The organism is Streptomyces sp. NPDC001219 (assembly GCF_053597915.1).
The window spans coordinates 40,123-56,794 of sequence record NZ_JBSFJF010000031.1; the positions used below are offsets into that span (position 1 = coordinate 40,123).

Below are 16,672 nucleotides of genomic sequence, written 5' to 3' on the forward strand. Positions count from 1 at the left end.
TCTCGGTACGCCGTCCGATCAGTGGTGCTGGGCGAAGTACTCGTACGCCGAGGGCAGGACCTCGGTCAGCCGCCGGGTCTTCTCGCGGATCTCCGCGAACTCCCGCTCGGCGGCCGACCCGTCGGACAGCGCCAGTGCCCGGGACGGCTTCAGGTCGATTCCGCCCATTCCGAGCAGAACGCACATGTACGAGTACGGGGGCAGCCCGTGGTAGTAGGGGAAGACCGATTCGGAGTCGGGGAGCTGGGTCTTCCACATCTCGATGCGCTCGGCGAGCGCGTCGGGAATCTTCCGGGTCTTGGTGTCGCGCCAGTACTGGTTGTCGGTCCGCTTCGCCGCGACGTAGTGCAGGACCAGGAACTCCCGCACACCGTCCATGACATTGGCGACGGACTTGTTGTAAAGGTCGCGGTGGGTGGGGTCCCAATCCTCGCCGGGGAAGTTCTTGGCGAGCTGCTCAATGGCGTGGTGGATGAAGAAGATTCCGGTGGACTCCAGCGGCTCCACGAAGCCACTGGAAAGGCCGATGGCCACGCAGTTCTTGACCCAGGAATTCTGACTGCGGCCGATCCGCATCCTGATGTGATTGGCCTCGACGTCCGCCGCGGCCGGACCGACGAACTCCCGCAGGGTCCGCTCGGCGTCCTCGGCGGAGAGGTAGTCCTTCGCGTAGACGTATCCGGTGCCGACCCGGCCCATCAGCGGAATCGTCCAGATCCAGCCGGCGTCCTGGGCGGTGGCGGTGGTGCACGGGCGGATGCCGCGCTGCTCCATGTCCATCGGGACCTGCAGGGCGACCGCGCTGTCGTTGGGCAGCGTGTCCGCGTAGGAGACGAAGGGCTCCTCAAGGGCCTTGTTCAGCAGCAGGCTGCGGAACCCGGTGCAGTCGATGAACAGGTCGCCGGTGAGCTCGCCGTGCTCGGCCGTGGTGACGCCGCTGATCCAGCCCCGGTCGTCCAGGCTGACCTGCTTGACGTCGTCGACGACGTGCTTGACGCCGCGCTCCACCGCGTACCCCGTCAGGTACTTGGCGAGCAGGGCGGCCTCGAAGTGGTAGGCGTAGGGGAACTGGGTCTTCCCCTGGTGCTCGGACATCGTCAGGCCCTTCATCTCGTCCGCGCCCTCGTCGAAGGGCTGGTCGATGAGGGTGCCGTCCAGCATGCGCGGGCTGCGCCCGGCGTCGATGACCGAGGCCATCACGAAGCAGTCCTTGTCGAACCGGTCGGTCGGCCCCTGCTGCAGCCACCAGTCGGTCAGCGGAAAGCCGTTGACCGACCGCATCTGCTCGAAGGGGTGGTAGAAGTAGTGGCCCTTCTCGCGCCAGTTCTCGAACCGCACGGCGAGCTTGTAGGTGGCGTTGCAGGCCGGCATCCAGTCCTTCTCCTTGAGTCCCAGGAACTCGAAGAAGTGGCGGATGTCGCTGAAGGTGGCCTCGCCGACACCGACCGTGCTGACGTTCCCCGACTCCACGAGGGTGACGTCTATGCGCGGCCCGAACGAGGCCTTGAGGTACGAGGCCGTCATCCAGCCCGCTGTACCGCCACCCACGATCACGACTTTGTTCAGCACTGGTGACTCCTATTTCGGTAGCTCCACGAGTTCCAGAATTCCGATGGCTCCGGCCCGTGGTGTGAAGCTCCCGGGGTGGCGCCACCATGAAGTGAGCCTAGGAGCCGGTCAAATGGCCGCCTAGATAATTAAGTGATGACCAAATATCGCTGGTGGAGGCGGTGATTGAGGAGGCGTCAGCACCATGTCAGCGGAAGCGAGGAGCATGAAATCGGGATTACTGGGTGGGAATCGCTCCGCCCTCCCACTGCAATGGAGTTATGGATGACAACGGAAAAACTTGTTCCGCCGTTCGCCGTGATCCCCGGCTCGCAGGTGCACAGCATTCTGACCGGCCGTGAGCGGCACACCATTGATCTGGTGGAGGCGGCCTACCGGGTGCACGGCGAGGGCGATACGGTCAACCCGCCGTCGTACTTCCTGCGCTTCCAGGACCGCCCGTCCTCCCGCATCATCGCGCTGCCCGCCTCCCTCGGCGGCGGCACGCGGGTCGACGGGCTGAAGTGGATCTCCAGCTTCCCGGAGAACGTGGCCGCGGGGATCCCCCGGGCCTCCGCGGTGCTGGTGCTCAACGACTACGACACCGGGTACCCGCTCGCCTGTCTGGAGAGCTCGATCATCAGCGCCGCCCGTACGGCGGCCTCCGCGGCGCTCGCCGCCGACCGGCTCTCCAGGACCCCGGGACGCACCCGGCCGAAGCGGGTCGGCTTCATCGGTACCGGGCTGATCGCCCGCCACATCCACACCTATCTCGCGGGGGCCGGCTGGTCCTTCGACGAGGTCGGTGTGCACGACCTGTCCGCCGAGTACGCGGGGGGCTTTCGCGCATATCTGGAGGGCTCCGGCGAGACCGGCCGGATCACCGTGCACGACACCGCCGAGGCGCTGATCCGCTCCTCGGACCTGGTGGTGTTCGCGACCGTCGCGGCGGCTCCGCACGTGCGCGAGCCCGGCTGGTTCGCGCACAACCCGGTGGTCTTGAACGTCTCGCTGCGCGACCTGGCGCCCGAGGTCCTGCTGGCCTCGGCGAACGTGCTCGACGACATCGAGCACTGCCTGAAGGCCGACACCTCGCCCCACCTGACCGAGAAGCTCACCGGCGGGCGGGAGTTCATCGACGGAACCCTGCACGAGGTGCTGGCCGGAAAGGTGGACGTCCCGGCGGACCGGCCCGTGGTGTTCTCGCCGTTCGGGCTCGGCGTCCTCGACCTCGCGGTCGGCAAGTTCGTCTACGACGAAGTGTTCGAGCGCGGCGAAGCCCATGTGATCGACGGCTTCTTCCACGAGGTGGACAGGTATGGGCGCGCAGGCGCGACCAGCAGTCGTTCCTGAGGCGAGGGGGCCGAAGTGCCGGTGATCTCCGTACCGGAGGACTTCCACGTGGAAGACCTCTATGTGGACCTGCGGTCCGTCCTTGGCGCTCCGCTCCACCTGAAGTGCGAAGGCTTCAATTTCGCCGGATCGATCAAGCTGAAGGCGGCGTCGGAGATGATCACCGACGCCGAGCGCACGGGGAGGCTCACCCGGGACTCGGTCATCGTCGAGTCCTCGTCGGGGAACCTCGGCGTCGCGCTGAGCATGATCGCGGCGAGCCGCGGCTACTCGTTCGTGTGCGTCACGGACACCCGTTGCAACCTGAACACCAGACGGTTGATGGAAGCGATGGGCGCCGAGGTGCACACCATCACCGAGCCCGACCCCGAGGCCGGGTTCCTCGGCGCCAGGCTCGACTACGTACGGCAGTTGTGCGCGTCGGACGGCCGCTACCTGTGGCTCAACCAGTACGCCAACCCGTGCAACTGGCGGGCCCATTACCGCACGACGGCCCCGGCCATCGCCGAGCGGTTCCCGGACCTCGACGTGCTGTTCGTCGGCGCGGGCACGACGGGGACGCTGATGGGCTGCGCCCGGTACTTCAAGGACTCGGGCCGTCCGGTCACCGTGGTGGCGGTCGACTCCGTCGGCTCGGTCACGTTCGGCGGACCGCCCTCGCCGCGGATGATCCCGGGCCTGGGGTCCGGGGTGCGACCAGCGCTGTTGGAGGCGTCGTTCGTGGACGACGTGGTGCACGTGCCGGAGGTCGACACGATTCGGGTCGCCCACCGACTGGCCGCCGGCGGCTTCCTCTTCGGCGGGTCCACCGGGACGGTCATCTCGGGTGCGCTCGGTTGGCTGGCCGAGCACCGGGACGGCGAGTCCCCCACGGCGGTGGCGATCTCGCCGGACCTCGGTGAGCGCTATCTCGATTCCCTCTACCAGAGCAACTGGGTGAGCGACATCTACGGAGCGCACGCGCTGGACGCCGACGCGGTCTGGGCGCGCTGACGACACGCCAGCCGGTCGCGGTCCGCACCGATCTTCCACAGCTCCCGTCAACTGCCGTGCAGGTGGCGGGGGTTGGCGCGTACCCGGACGCCGGCGGTCGCCGTTCCAGGCTTGACGGTCCACAACTCCATATGTAATTTTCTACTTACACCCGTTGGGTAGGAGTGACTATCGCTTAGGAGCTGGGTTCAGTGGAGAAACAGCCACTTACCGTGAAGGTGGCGAGCTGGAGTGCGCTGCACCCAGGGCGAGCCATCGTCGGATGGTTCGTCTTCGTCGCGCTGTGTCTCGCCCTCGGGGGCATGGTCGGCACGAACGAGGCGGGCGACAGGGACTACTGGGTGGGCGAGGCCGGCCGGGCCGAGTCCATCGCGGCGGACGGGAACCTCCAGCACAAGTCCGCCGAGCGCATCATGATCAGCAACCGGTCCGACACCCCGCCCGGCGCGGCGGCGACGGGCGCGGCGGCAGACGTCGTCGCCGGGATGAAGGCGTTGGCGCCGGTCCTCCACGTCGCCGACCCGGTGCGCTCGGAGAACGGCCGGACGCTCATGGTCGAAGTGACCCTGAAGGGTCCTCGGCTGGAGGCGCAGAAGCGCATCGAACCGCTGCAGAAGCTGACCGCCGAGGTGCAGAAGAAGCACCCGGACCTGCGCGTCGAGGAGACCGGTGACGCCTCGGTCGAGGTGGGGTTGGACAACCAGCGCGCCGACGACCTCGCGACCACCGAGACCATCACCTTCCCGATCACCCTGATCACCCTGGCGGTCGTGTTCGGATCGGTCATCATGGTCGGCGTGCCGCTGCTCCTCGCGGTCTCCTCGATCGGCGCCTCCATCGGCCTGTCCCAGCTGGTCTCGCACCTGCTGCCGGACGCGGGCGTCGGCAACAACGTCATCCTGCTGATCGGCATGGCGGTCGGCGTCGACTACACGCTCTTCTACCTCAAGCGGGAGCGGGAGGAGCGGGCCCGATCGGGCGGGCGGCTCAGCCCCGAGTCGCTGGTGGAGATCGCCGCCGCGACCTCCGGCCGGGCGATCGTGGTCTCCGGCCTCGCGGTGATCCTCTCCACCGCGACCCTCTTCCTCGCCGCCGACGTCATCTTCGCCTCGCTGGCCATCGGCACGATCGTGGTCGTCGCCGTCGCCGTCCTCAGCTCGATGACGGTGCTGCCCGCCCTGCTCGTCAAGATCGGCCAGCGCGCGGACCGCAAGGACGCCCGCGCCGCGGCGCGCGGCAAGCGCAGCCGGCGCAAGCCGGAGGAGACCGGCCGGCTGTGGACCGCGCTGCTGCGGCCCGCCAAGAACCACCCGGTGGCCACCCTCGTGGTGTCGGTGCTCCTGATGCTCGGCCTCGCCGCCCCCGTGCTGGGCATGCACCTGCGGGTGCTGAGCACGGCCACCCACTCCCGGTCGATCTCGGAGATGAGGGCCTACGACCGGCTCAACGAGGCCTTCCCCGACCTGCTGGCCGAGCACTGGGTCGCGGTGCGCAGCGACGCCGGGCACAAGGACCAGACGCGCACGGCGCTCAACGCCCTGGCCGAGCGGGCCAAGTCCGATCCGCTGTTCTCCACCAAGCAGCCCAAGCTGGAGACCACGGACGACGGTCTGATCAGCATGATGACCCTGTCCGTGCCCCACAAGCTCAACTCCGAGGCGGCCGCGGACTCGTTGCGGCACCTGCGCGAGGACTACCTCCCGGCCACCCTCGGGAAGGCGGACGGCGTCGAGTACGGGGTCAGCGGCCCCGTCGCCCAGGACGTCGACTACCTGGCCCACCAGAACGAGAAGCTGCCCGTGGTCATCGGCTTCCTGCTGCTGCTGACCTTCCTCATGATGGTGCTGGTCTTCCGCTCCGTGACCATCTCCCTGATCGGCGTGCTGCTCAACCTGCTGTCCGTCGCGGCGTCGTTCGGCCTGGTGGTCGTCTTCTTCCAGTGGGGCCTGGGCTCGACGCTCTTCGGCTTCGAGGAGAGTGCCACCAGCGGGATCGGCTCCCGGGTACCGCTGTTCCTCTTCGTGATCCTCTTCGGACTGTCGATGGACTACCAGGTCTTCGTGGTCAGCCGGATCAAGGAGGCGGCGATGAACGGAGTGCCCACCCGGCAGGCGGTGATCGACGGGATCGGCAAGTCCGCCAAGGTGGTCACCAGCGCGGCGGTCGTGATGGTGACGGTCTTCGCCAGCTTCATGTTCCTGCACCTGGCCGAGATGAAGCAGATCGGTTTCAGCCTCGCGGTGGCGGTCCTCCTTGACGCCTTCATCATCCGCGTCATGATCCTGCCATCGGTCATGATCCTGCTCGGGAACGCCAGTTGGTGGCCCTCCCGCACGATGCGGAGGGCGCAGCGGAACGCCGCGACCGCCCAGGCCGGCAGCGCACCGCCGGCCGTCCCGACGGCTCCCCTGCGCCACTAGCCGACGGGCCCCAGACGGACGCCGGACCGGAACCCCCGCCGGTCCGGTGTCCCAGAGACGGACGCCGGACCGGACCCCCGCCGGTCCGGCGTCCCGGTTCTCTGCGGGGCGGGCCCCGGCCCGCAGAGCCATACCATCCGTGAAGCCGGCGGCCGAACAAGTGATATTTCCCCGAACGCATGAATTTGTTCAAACATTGGTTTCGCCAGCTGCCGATAACGGGGGTTAATCGCTGTGGAAATCAAGGTTCTTGGTGCGCTCTCTCTGTCCTGTGGAGACCGGCAGTCCGCCGTGGCGTCGAAGCGCGCGAGCACCGTACTGACGCTTCTCGCCATGTCTCCCCAGGCCCCGGTCCCGTTCGACCAGCTCGTGGACGAGCTGTGGGCGGACCAGATGATGACCAATTCCCGCAACGCCCTGCAGGCCATCGTCAGCCGCCTGCGCAGGCTGCTGCAGTCGGTGACCGGGCACAAGGGTGACGGGATCGTCCGCACCGGCAGCAACGGGTACCTCCTGGACGCGGCGTCCGAGACCGTGGACGCGCACCGGTTCCTCGCGCTCGCTGAGGAGGGCGGCGACCTGGTCCCGCGCAATCCGGCCGAGGCCATCACGAAGCTGGAGCAGGCGCTCGCCCTGTGGCGCGGGCCCGCGCTGATGGACGCCCGGGAGGGCACCCGCTGCCGGATCCACGCGGTCCACCTGGAAGAACGCCGGATCACCGCGTTCGAGGACCTGACCGCGGCGAAGCTGGCGGTCGACGTGGAGCGGGTGTCGATGGCCGAACTGCGCCAGTTGGCGACCGAGCACTCCGAGCGGGAGCGGCTGAGCGAACTGCTGATGCTGGCGCTCTACCGCGACGGCCGACAGGCGGAGGCGCTGGAGGTGTTCCACGGCGCGCGCCGACGGCTCGCCAGTGATCTGGCTCTGGAGCCCGGCCCTGCCCTGCACTTCACCTACCAGGCGATCCTGAAGCAGGACGTGGTGTTCGGCCGGCAGCGGCGTACCCCGCTCTACTCGGGTCAGGCCTATTCCAGCCGGGCCTCCTGACACTTTCCTGGCTGTTCCCCCCCCGCACGCACCAGGCGCCTCCGGCGCCGGCCGCCCCGTGTGCTTCCCGCGCCACCGGGCCGGCGACCGCCGGGGCGACCCGCTGTGGCGTACCTCCGGCCCTGCCGGACATCCATTCACGTCCGGCCCGGCCGGATACCCATCAAGGAGGGCAAGGCCCGTGACGGCTAGGCAGAGCGGACCCGGAGACCGACCAGAGCGGCCGACGGTGTCCGATGGGGAAGCGCCGGCGTACTGGCGGAGCGTCCTGAACGGCAGCCGCTTCACTCCCGTGCCGAGGTGGTGCGCCGACGCACCGCCGCCGGAGGACCGGATAGCGGAGCGCCGAACCGTGCTTCCCGCCGGCAGGTCGGCGGCGCTGCGGGAGCTCGCCGGACGGGCCGCCGTCCCGTTGGAGACGCTCCTGCTCGCTGCCTGCGCCCGCGTGCTCGCCGCGGTCACCGGAGAGCCGGCGGTGGTCCTCGGATACCTGCCGCACAGCGCTCCGGGCATGCCCACGGAACCGCTGCCCGCTCCCGTACACGTCGGCGAGGGCACCTGGCAGGAGCTGCTCGGCGAGGCCGCCGTCGCGCAGACCGCCGCCGAACGGCACCGGGCCGTGCCGCTGGACCTGATCCGGGCCGAACTCGGCCGCATCGAGCCGCTGTTCGACACGGTCGCGGTGGCCGGCCGGGTGCCGGAGGCGGCCGACTTCGCCCCCGACACCGTCCTCGCGGTGGGCCTGGTGCGGCGGGACGACCGGCTGGAACTGGCGCTGAACTATCGCGTCCGGGCCCTCGACGCCGACGCGGCCGGCCGGATCGCCGGCTACCTGCTCTCGGCCCTGGAGGAGCTCGGCACCCGGCCGGAGACGGCACAGGAGCTGTGGAACCCGGTCTCCACGGCCGAGGCGACGTACCAGCTGGAGGGCCTGGCCGGCCCCCGGCGCACCCTGCCCGGCCGGCGCTTCCACGAACTCTTCGAGGAGCAGGCCCGGTCGCGCCCGGACGCCGTGGCCGCCGAGTTCGAGGACCGGTCGGTGACGTACCGGGAGCTGAACCGCCGCGCCAACCGGGTCGCCCGCGCGCTCCGCCGGCGTGGCCTGCGCGACGAGGACGTGGTGGCGGTCGTGACCGAGCGCGACCTGGAGTGGTTGACGGCCGTGCTCGCGGTCTTCAAGGCCGGCGGGGTCTACCTCCCCGTCGAGCCGCAGTTCCCGGCCGACCGGATCTCCGCCATGCTGACCCGCAGTGCGTGCCGCCAGGTGCTCACCCAGCGCGGGGTGAGCCCGGGCCTGGACGCCGCACTGACCGAGCCCGGCGAGGTCCGGGTGTGCCTGATCGCCGACGACCTCGCCGACCCGCCCACCGGAGCCGACCACGCGGACCGTGACGAGGACCTCCACCTCCCGGTGGCTGCCGACCAGCTTGCCTACATCTACTTCACCTCCGGTTCGACGGGGCAGCCCAAGGGTGCGATGTGCGAGCACGAGGGGTTCCTCAACCACCTGCTGGCCAAGATCGAGGACCTCGGCGTCGAGACCGGAACGGTGGTCGCGCAGACCGCGCCGCAGTGCTTCGACATCTCGCTCTGGCAGCTGGTCGGGGGCCTGGCCGTGGGGGGCCGCACGCTCATCGTCGGGCAGCGGGACGTCCTCGACGTCGCGCGCTTCGTGACACTGATCGCCGAGCGGGACGTGGAGGTGGCCCAACTCGTCCCCTCCTACCTGGAGGTGGTCCTCGACCACCTGCGCCGGCACCACCAGCCGCTGCCCCGGCTGCGCTGCGTCTCGGTGACCGGCGAGGCGCTCAAACGGGAGCTCGCGGAACGCTGGTTCGCCACCCTGCCGGAGGTCGTGCTGGTCAACGCCTACGGGCTGACCGAGACGTCGGACGACACCAACCACGAGGTGCTGCGCAGCGCCCCGGAGGGGGCCTCGGTGCCGCTCGGCCACCCGGTCCGCAACGTGCGGGTGGCGGTGGTCGACGAGCGGCTCAGGCCGGTGCCGCTGGGCGCGCCCGGGGAGCTGGTCTTCTCCGGGATCTGCGTCGGCCGCGGCTACGTCAACGACGAGGAGCGCACCCGGGCCGCCTACCTCCCCGATCCGCAGTGTCCCGGCGGACGGCGGTACCGCTCGGGCGACTTCGGGCGCTGGCTGCCCGACGGCAAGCTGGAGTTCCTCGGCCGCCGCGACGCGCAGGTCAAGATCCGGGGCTTCCGGATCGAGATCGGCGAGGTGGAGAACCAGTTGGCGCGGGTCGACGGGGTCCGCGACGCCGCCGTCGTGGTCCTGGGCGCGGACGGCGTGCGCCGGCTGGCCGCCTTCTACGCGGCGGCGGAGCCGATCCCGGACGCGGAGTTGCGCGCGGCCCTCGGCTGCTCGCTGCCCGAGTACATGCTGCCGGGCCGGTTCCACTGGCTGGAGGCGCTGCCGCTGACGCCGAACGGCAAGATCGACCGCAAGCTGCTCGTCCAGCGGGCGGAGACCGGCCCGGAGGCCGGGGACGCGGCACCCGACGCCGCGGCGGAGTCGCCGCGCACGCCCACCGAGCACCGCCTCGCCGCACTGTGGGCCAAGGCGCTGAAGGTTCCCGTCGAGAACATCGGGCGTGCGACGCACTTCTTCGACGCCGGCGGCAGCTCCATCGCCCTGCTGCGGGTGGTGATCGCCCTGGACACCACGGTGACCGCGGAGGAGCTGGCCAAGACCCCGGTGCTCAGCGAGGCCGCGGACCTGCTCGATCTCAAGTCGCACCAGGCGGCCTGACCCCACGTTCGGAGCCCGGCGCTCCGAGCCCGGCCGCGCCGCCCCCGCGGCCGGGCCGACCTTCTCAGGAGGCAGCGGAATGACGACCGTCAACGACCCGGAGGCCGCGGAGGCCGTTCCGGACGGATGGCACCTCAGGCTCGACGAGGGGCGCATCCCGGTGCTCCGGCTGCCGGACTCCGGAGGGCCGGCCGTCGCGGACCTGCCGGGGGCGGAGATCCGGGCCCTGGTCGCCCGGCACGGCGCGGTCCTGGTCCGCGGCCTGGGCCTGGCGTCGCCGGCCGATCTGGCGTCCGCGGCACGGGCGTTGGGCGTGGCCGGCATGGCCGAGCGGGAGGGCTTCACCAGTCGACTGGCCTACCCCGACCACGTCTACTCCGCTTCGGACTGGCCGGCCGAAGACCAACTCTGCATGCACCACGAGCAGAGCTACGCCGCCGTGGTGGCGTCGGTCGCCCTGTTCGGGTGCCTGGTCGCGCCGGAGCGCGGCGGCATCGCCGAGGTGGCCGACGGGCAGCGCGTCCTGGAACTCCTGCCGGACGCCCTGCGCGAGCGCTTCGTGCGGGACGGCTGGGAACTGGCCCGCAGCTACCTCCAGTTCGGCTTCACCTGGGCCGAGGCATTCGGCACCGACGACCGGGAACGCGTTGCGGACTACTGCGCCCGCAACGCCGTCGACTGCACCTGGACCGAGGACGGCGGCCTGCGCACCCGCCAGCGCCGCCCGGCGGTGCTGCGCCACCCGGTGACCGGCCGGCAGGTCTGGTTCAACCAGGCCGCGTTCCTGCACGAGTCGTCCCTCGACCCGGTCATCCGGGAGCACCTGGAGGAGCTCTACGGGGTCGAGGGGCTGCCCTTCCGGACGATGTACGGAGACGGTGCGGCCATCCCCACCGACGTGGTCGACACCATCAACGAGGCCTACGGGACCGCCGGCCTGAGCGAACCCTGGCAGGACGGCGACCTGTTGGTGCTGGACAACCTGCGGATGGCGCACGGCAGGGGCCCCTACGAGGGGGACCGGCAGATGGTGGCGCTGTTCGGCGATCCGGTCCGGTTGGCCGGAGACCCGACCGGCTGACCTCCCGCGCCCGACGCGCGCGGACCGGTGCGAGGTCCGTGACGGAGGGTGCGCGTGCGTGATCTCGTGCGCTACTCGCGTGATCCCGTGCAAGACATCGGAACACGCGAGTCCGGAACCGTCGTGCGGAAATGTCCGCGCGACGGTTCCGGCGTTCCGGGGCCGCCCGCCCGGCGGACCGCCGCGGTCCCGGGCGGGCGGCCCGTGCCGGGCGAACGATCACATCCGCCCGCCGCGCGGTGTTCACGACCGTGAACGTGCTGCCGTGCGGGCGGCGTCCGCCCGGTGGCGTCGGGGGCACGGCGGCGTTGCCCGGGTGATCGGAACCGGTTAGCCGGTATGCAGGACTCCGTTTTCTTTGGTTGTCGTTCCCTTGTGTGCGAATTAAATCCCGCTGAAACGCATGCTAGGGCGTGGAATCGGATTTCGGGACTCCGGATATCCGGTTCTCACTTGTGGTTCGATATCCCTCGATGGTGTCGAACTGAGGTGAAAGATCGGAGGCTTGGAGTCATGACGCACAGGATCGACAAAACCCTGGGTGTCCCATGGGGACCTCTCGGTGACATGGCGGTTGCGATGCCCGTCGAGGCGTGGGGCGCGGGTCGGCACCCCGGGGCCGGCCACGAGTGACGGCTCCGAGGGGGAACGGTTCCGTGGAGATCGCGCTCCGCGCGGCGGCCGGGTGCCGCGGCTGCCCGCGGACGGTGGCCGTCCGGTCCGGCGGCGAGCAGGGAGGTGCCGCCCGGCCGGGGCGCGAACCGTCACGGGGCGTTGCCGCGCAGGGGCGACGCCGCGAGGCGGGGTGATCCCCTGCCCGCGGCGGGGGACGGGACGCCGGGAGATCTGCCGGGTCCGGCTTTCCGGCGACCACTGTTCGCGCGGCCGCGGGCGTTGCTGCCATCGACTCATATCGACTGAATCGCAGGGTTGCAAGGAATATGGATCTGAAACTGAGACACGCTCGAATCGTGTGGACAATTGCTGAAGTCGGCAGCATTTCCAAGGCGGCAAGCTGGCTGAATATTCCGCAGCCCAGCCTCACCACTCAATTACGCAGGATCGAGAAGATGCTCGGCGGGGAACTCTTCGTCCGGTCGAGGTCGGGCATCGTGCCGACCTCGCTGGGCAAGCGCCTGATCCCCCTGATGGCCCGTCTCGTCCAGCAGGCGGACGAGGTGACGAGCGAGGCGGCCGCGAGCAGCGGGCGCACCCTGCGCTTCGGCAACACCGAGTGGACGCCGCCCACCCTGCTGGGGGCGATCCAGGCCTCGATGTCGGGCGTGGACGTGGAGACCGAGACGCTCGCGCCGGCGGCCGCCGCGGACGCGGTGCGCGGCGGGGCGCTCACCGTCGCCATGATCCCTTGCGCGTCGACGGCCACGCCGGACCAAGTCCGCCACCCCGACCTGGGCACCACGGTCATCCTCCGGGAACCGATCTGGCTAGCGGTGTCGCGGGCGCACCCGCTGGCCGACCTCACCTCCGTGGACGGCGCCCGCCTCGCGGCGCTCAACTGGATCCGCTACTCGCGGGACCACTGGTTCCACGAGGTCGAGGAGGAGCTGCTGGCCCAGCTGGGCCAGCATGAGGCCGGTGGCTCGCACTACGTCCACGGGCACCACGAGGCGATGAACTGGGTAAGGGACACCAACGCCGCCGCCCTGACGCCGCCCACCGGTGCCACCCGCGATGTACGGCTGGTACCGATCCGGGACTCGCGGGACATCGAGCTGCGGCTGGTGTGGCTCCGGGGCGCGGTCACCAGGGAAACCCTGCGGCGGCTGGTGGAGACGGTGCGGCGCTACTACTGCGGGTACGCCCGCACCATCTCCGGGTACTGGCCCTGGATCGTGGAACACCCCGACGACTTCCCGGAATTGCGCCGGTTCCTCCCGCTGCCGACGCCCTCGGGCTGAGGAACTGTCAGCTCGCTGTCAGGGCCGTGCGCCAGCATCGCCGTATGACTACAGCGAAGCAGGTGGACGCCGACAGCCGCGCCACGATCAAGGGAATCATCTGCGACATCCTGGAGATTGACCCGGATGAGATGACCGACACCAGTCGCTTCAAGGAGGACCACGAGGCCGACTCGATGGGAGCCATCGAGATCCTCTCGCAGCTGGAGCGCGCCTTCGGGATCGACATCGACCAGGCCGATCTGGCCCGGATGGTCAATCTGGACGGCGTCGCCACCGTCGTCGGCGAAGCCATGACGGCCAAGGCGGCCCAGTAGGTATCGGCCCCGGACGACTGGAGCACAGGGTGTACGACAGCGACCACGGGCCGCGTCGCGTGGTGATCACCGGGCTCGGCGTGGTCACCAGCATCGGGCTCGGCGTCACGGCCTTCCTCGACGGACTGCGGTCCGGGCGCAGCGGGGTCAAGCCGATCACGGCCTTCGACACAACGGGTTTCGCGCACGCCAACGGATGCGAGGTGTCCGACTTCGACCCGGTGGACTGGATCCACCGGGTCGACCCCGCCGAGCTCGGCCGGGCCTCCCAGTTCTCGGTCGCCGCGGCCAAGATGGCGGTCGAGGACGCGGGCATGGACCCGGCGGAGCTCAGGCGGCGTTCGGCTCTGGTCTCTGTCGGCACCACCGACGCGGAATCCCGTGACCTCGACACGCTCATCGGTGTCCAACTGGACGACGGACCGGAGAACCTGCCGCCCGTCGTGGCGCGGCGGGCGCAGGCCGGCCGGCTGTCCAGCGGCATCGTCCGCGAACTGGGCCTGACCGACGTCGAGGCCCTGACCATCCCCACCGCCTGCGCCGCGGGCAACTACGCCATCGGCAGCGGCTACGACGCGATCCGTGAGGGGGACGTCGACGTCGCGCTGTGCGGCGGCGCGGACGCCGTGTGCCGGAAGACCTTCACCGGCTTCTACCGTCTCGGCACGATCGCCCCCGAGGTCTGCCAGCCCTTCGACAAGGACCGCAAGGGGATCCTGACCGGCGAGGGCGCCGGGATACTGCTGATGGAGAGTCTGGAGTCCGCCCGGGCCCGCGGCGCCCGGATCTACGCCGAGGTCCTCGGCTACGGGCTCAACTGCGACGCGCACCACCCGGTCGCGCCCGACCAGGACAGCCTGGCCCGCTGCATGGAGGTCGCGCACCGCAACGCCGGGGTGAAGCCGGAGGACATCGACTTCATCTCAGCGCACGGCACCGGCACCCGGGCCAACGACGTCACCGAGGCCGGCGCGATCCGCCAGGTCTTCGACGTGCCACCACCCACGATCTCCATCAAGTCCATGATCGGCCACTCGATGGGCGCCGCGAGCGCGCTCGCCTCGGCGGCCTGTGCGCTGGCCCTGACCGAGGGCTTCGTCCCGCCCACCATCAACCACCGCGAGACCGACCCGGAGTGCGGCCTGGACTGCGTGCCCAACGAGGCGCGGGCCACCGAACTGAACGTGGTCCAGAACAACGCGCTCGCCTTCGCGGGCAACAACGCCGTGCTCATCCTCGGCCGGTACCAGGAGGCTGCGTGATGTCCGAACTGGTCCTCTCCGCCTGGTCGGTGGTCTCCGGCTACGGCGTGGGCAGCGCCCCCTTCAGCGCGGGGATCGGCGCCGGGCGCAGCGCCGTCGGCGAGCTGGACCGCGAGGCATGGCCCGGCCCCTTCGACCGGTGCGGCCTGGTGCCCGACTTCACCGCGCGGGAGTACGTGGGCAAGAAGGGCACCCGGACCATGGACCGGGTCACGGCGATCGCCGTGACCGCGGTCGGCCGGCTCCTCGCGTCCTGCGGCGACGAACTGACCGCGCACCCCGAGCAGGTGGGCCTGGTCCTCGGCACCGGCTCCGGCAGCGTCCAGAGCATCATGGACTTCACCCGGGACGCCCTGACCAGCGAGCGCCCGTACCACGTCGACCCGGCCCGCTTCCCGAACACCGTGATGAACCGGGCCGCCGGGCAGAGCGCCATCTGGTACGGCATCAAGGGCCCCAACACCACGGTCGCGGGCGGCTGGTTGACCGGCCTGCTCGCCCTGAGCTACGCGGTGCGGCTGCACCGCGGCGGCCACTGCGCCCGTGTGCTGTGCGGCGCGGCCGAGGAGTACTCCACCCAGCGTGCCTGGCTGGAGTGGCACGGCCGCGGCACCGAGGAGCGGTCCACGCCCCTGGGCGAGGGCGGCGCCGTCTTCCTGATGGAGACCGCCGCCGACGCCCGCGCCGCGGGACGGGCGCCGCTGGCCCGGATTCTGGCCACCCGCTTCGGGGCGTTCGCCGAACGGAGCGACGCACAGCGGGCGTTGGCCGACTGCGTGCGCGGCGCGCTCGACCGGGCCGGGGTGGCGCCCGGGAACGTCCGTCTGGTGGCGCCGCTGGGCGCCGACGGGAAGCTCGCCGCCCTGGAGGAGGACGGCATCACCGACGCACTCGGCGCCGCGCGGCCGGAGCGCATCCGCTGTCGGCCGCTGCTCGGCGACACCTCCGCCGCCTCCACCAGCCTGCAGCTGGCCGCGGTGCTCGGCACCGCGGGCGGGTCCGGGCTCGGCCCCGGCGAGGCGGCGCTCGTCACGGGCATCGACCGGGACGGAACGGTCGGCTGCGCGGTGCTCGGCGGCGCCGCCCGCGACTGAGCGAGACCGCGGCCGAGGGGGTACGGCACGGCCGTGCCCCGGTCAGCCGTGCCCCTGTGACCCCGTACGCCTCGTAAGCCGTACCCCGGTGAGTCGTCCCCATGGAGAGGAAACACGCATGTCCGCAACCGAACCACGTGTCGCGCTGGTCACCGGAGGCTCCCGGGGCATCGGCCGCCACGTGGTGACCCGGCTTGCCGAGGAGGGCTACGACGTGGCCTTCTGCTACCAGTCCAACCAGGAGGCCGCCGAGGCCGTGGCCAAGGAGGCCACCGCCGCCGGGGCCCGGGTGTACGCGGCGCGGGTCGACGTGTCCGGCCACGCCGACGTACGCGGCTTCGTCCGCGACAGCGAGAAGGCGCTCGGTCCGCTGCACACCGTCGTCTCCTGCGCGGGCATCGTGCGCGACAACCCGCTGGTGATGCTGTCGGAGGCCGACTGGGACGCCGTGCTGCGGGTCAACCTCGACGGCACCTACCACCTCTGCAAGGCGGCGGTCTTCTCGATGATGAAGCGCCGGACCGGCTCGGTGATCACCATGTCCTCGGTCGCGGGCGTCTACGGGAACGCCACGCAGACCAACTACTCGGCGACCAAGGCCGGGATCATCGGCTTCACCAAGGCGCTGGCCAAGGAGTCCGGGCGCTACGGCATCCGCGCCAACGCCGTCGCGCCGGGCTTCATCTCCACCGACATGCTCTCCGAGCTCAGCGAAGAGCACACCACGGCGATGACGCAGCGGATCCCGCTCGGCCGCTTCGGCCGCCCCGAGGAAGTCGCCGACCTGGTGTCCTTCCTGGCGTCCGACCGCGCCTCGTACATCACCGGCCAGGTCTTCGGCATCGACGGCGGCCTCGTCGTCTGACGCCCC

The 16,672-nt window shown here is 70.5% G+C and carries 12 protein-coding genes; 11 read left to right on the top strand and 1 reads right to left on the bottom strand.

All coding sequences use genetic code 11. From position 1 onward, the window contains the following. Nucleotides 1-18 precede the first annotated feature (18 nt). Nucleotides 19-1,569 (bottom strand): tryptophan halogenase family protein, encoded by a 1,551-nt coding sequence (locus tag ACWC9R_RS20840; protein ID WP_450733493.1) that lies wholly within the window; start codon nt 1,567-1,569, stop codon nt 19-21. 264 nt (nt 1,570-1,833) lie between these two features. Between ACWC9R_RS20840 and sbnB the strand changes: the two genes are divergently transcribed. The 11 genes from sbnB (at nt 1,834) to fabG (ending at nt 16,666) form a co-directional block, all read left to right on the top strand. Continuing rightward, nucleotides 1,834-2,901: a 2,3-diaminopropionate biosynthesis protein SbnB gene (gene sbnB, locus ACWC9R_RS20845; protein WP_450733495.1), complete on the top strand. Its 1,068-nt coding sequence runs from the start codon at nt 1,834-1,836 to the stop codon at nt 2,899-2,901. Between the two features lie 15 nt (nt 2,902-2,916). Beyond that, nucleotides 2,917-3,894 carry a 2,3-diaminopropionate biosynthesis protein SbnA gene (gene sbnA / locus ACWC9R_RS20850; RefSeq protein WP_450733497.1) on the top strand — a complete coding sequence of 326 codons (978 nt, stop codon included), beginning with the start codon at nt 2,917-2,919 and terminating at the stop codon, nt 3,892-3,894. Between the two features lie 191 nt (nt 3,895-4,085). Further along, entirely contained in the window at nt 4,086-6,314 is a 2,229-nt protein-coding gene (locus tag ACWC9R_RS20855; protein WP_450733499.1) for an MMPL family transporter, read from the top strand. Between the two features lie 291 nt (nt 6,315-6,605). Continuing rightward, complete coding sequence (locus ACWC9R_RS20860) at nt 6,606-7,361, top strand: AfsR/SARP family transcriptional regulator (protein WP_450733501.1); 756 nt, start codon at nt 6,606-6,608, stop codon at nt 7,359-7,361. 229 nt (nt 7,362-7,590) lie between these two features. After that, the gene (locus tag ACWC9R_RS20865; protein WP_450733503.1) at nt 7,591-10,128 is read left to right on the top strand and encodes a non-ribosomal peptide synthetase; all 2,538 of its coding nucleotides are present in this window, start codon (nt 7,591-7,593) and stop codon (nt 10,126-10,128) included. Between the two features lie 79 nt (nt 10,129-10,207). Then, entirely contained in the window at nt 10,208-11,209 is a 1,002-nt protein-coding gene (locus tag ACWC9R_RS20870; protein ID WP_450733505.1) for a TauD/TfdA family dioxygenase, read from the top strand. A 941-nt stretch (nt 11,210-12,150) separates the two neighbouring features. Next, nucleotides 12,151-13,128 carry a LysR family transcriptional regulator gene (locus tag ACWC9R_RS20875; RefSeq protein ID WP_450733507.1) on the top strand — a complete coding sequence of 326 codons (978 nt, stop codon included), beginning with the start codon at nt 12,151-12,153 and terminating at the stop codon, nt 13,126-13,128. A 44-nt stretch (nt 13,129-13,172) separates the two neighbouring features. Beyond that, the gene (locus tag ACWC9R_RS20880; protein WP_450733509.1) at nt 13,173-13,445 is read left to right on the top strand and encodes an acyl carrier protein; all 273 of its coding nucleotides are present in this window, start codon (nt 13,173-13,175) and stop codon (nt 13,443-13,445) included. Nucleotides 13,446-13,474: 29 nt separating this feature from the next. Then, a complete protein-coding gene (locus ACWC9R_RS20885; RefSeq protein WP_450733510.1) occupies nt 13,475-14,707 on the top strand; it encodes a beta-ketoacyl-[acyl-carrier-protein] synthase family protein in 1,233 nt (410 codons plus the stop codon). Next, complete coding sequence (locus ACWC9R_RS20890; RefSeq protein ID WP_450733512.1) at nt 14,707-15,801, top strand: beta-ketoacyl synthase N-terminal-like domain-containing protein; 1,095 nt, start codon at nt 14,707-14,709, stop codon at nt 15,799-15,801. Before ACWC9R_RS20885 ends, ACWC9R_RS20890 begins: the two co-directional genes overlap by 1 nt. Nucleotides 15,802-15,919: 118 nt before the next feature. Further along, a complete protein-coding gene (gene fabG, locus ACWC9R_RS20895) occupies nt 15,920-16,666 on the top strand; it encodes a 3-oxoacyl-[acyl-carrier-protein] reductase (protein ID WP_450733514.1) in 747 nt (248 codons plus the stop codon). Nucleotides 16,667-16,672: the final 6 nt, after the last annotated feature.

What these genes read in the sequence shown, in the direction of transcription:
- sbnB (WP_450733495.1), top strand. Translation starts at nt 1,834, where the DNA reads ATGACAACGGAAAAACTTGTTCCGCCGTTCGCCGTGATCCCCGGCTCG.
- ACWC9R_RS20870 (WP_450733505.1), top strand. Translation starts at nt 10,208, where the DNA reads ATGACGACCGTCAACGACCCGGAGGCCGCGGAGGCCGTTCCGGACGGA.
- ACWC9R_RS20875 (WP_450733507.1), top strand. Translation starts at nt 12,151, where the DNA reads ATGGATCTGAAACTGAGACACGCTCGAATCGTGTGGACAATTGCTGAA.
- ACWC9R_RS20880 (WP_450733509.1), top strand. Translation starts at nt 13,173, where the DNA reads ATGACTACAGCGAAGCAGGTGGACGCCGACAGCCGCGCCACGATCAAG.
- ACWC9R_RS20890 (WP_450733512.1), top strand. Translation starts at nt 14,707, where the DNA reads ATGTCCGAACTGGTCCTCTCCGCCTGGTCGGTGGTCTCCGGCTACGGC.
- fabG (WP_450733514.1), top strand. Translation starts at nt 15,920, where the DNA reads ATGTCCGCAACCGAACCACGTGTCGCGCTGGTCACCGGAGGCTCCCGG.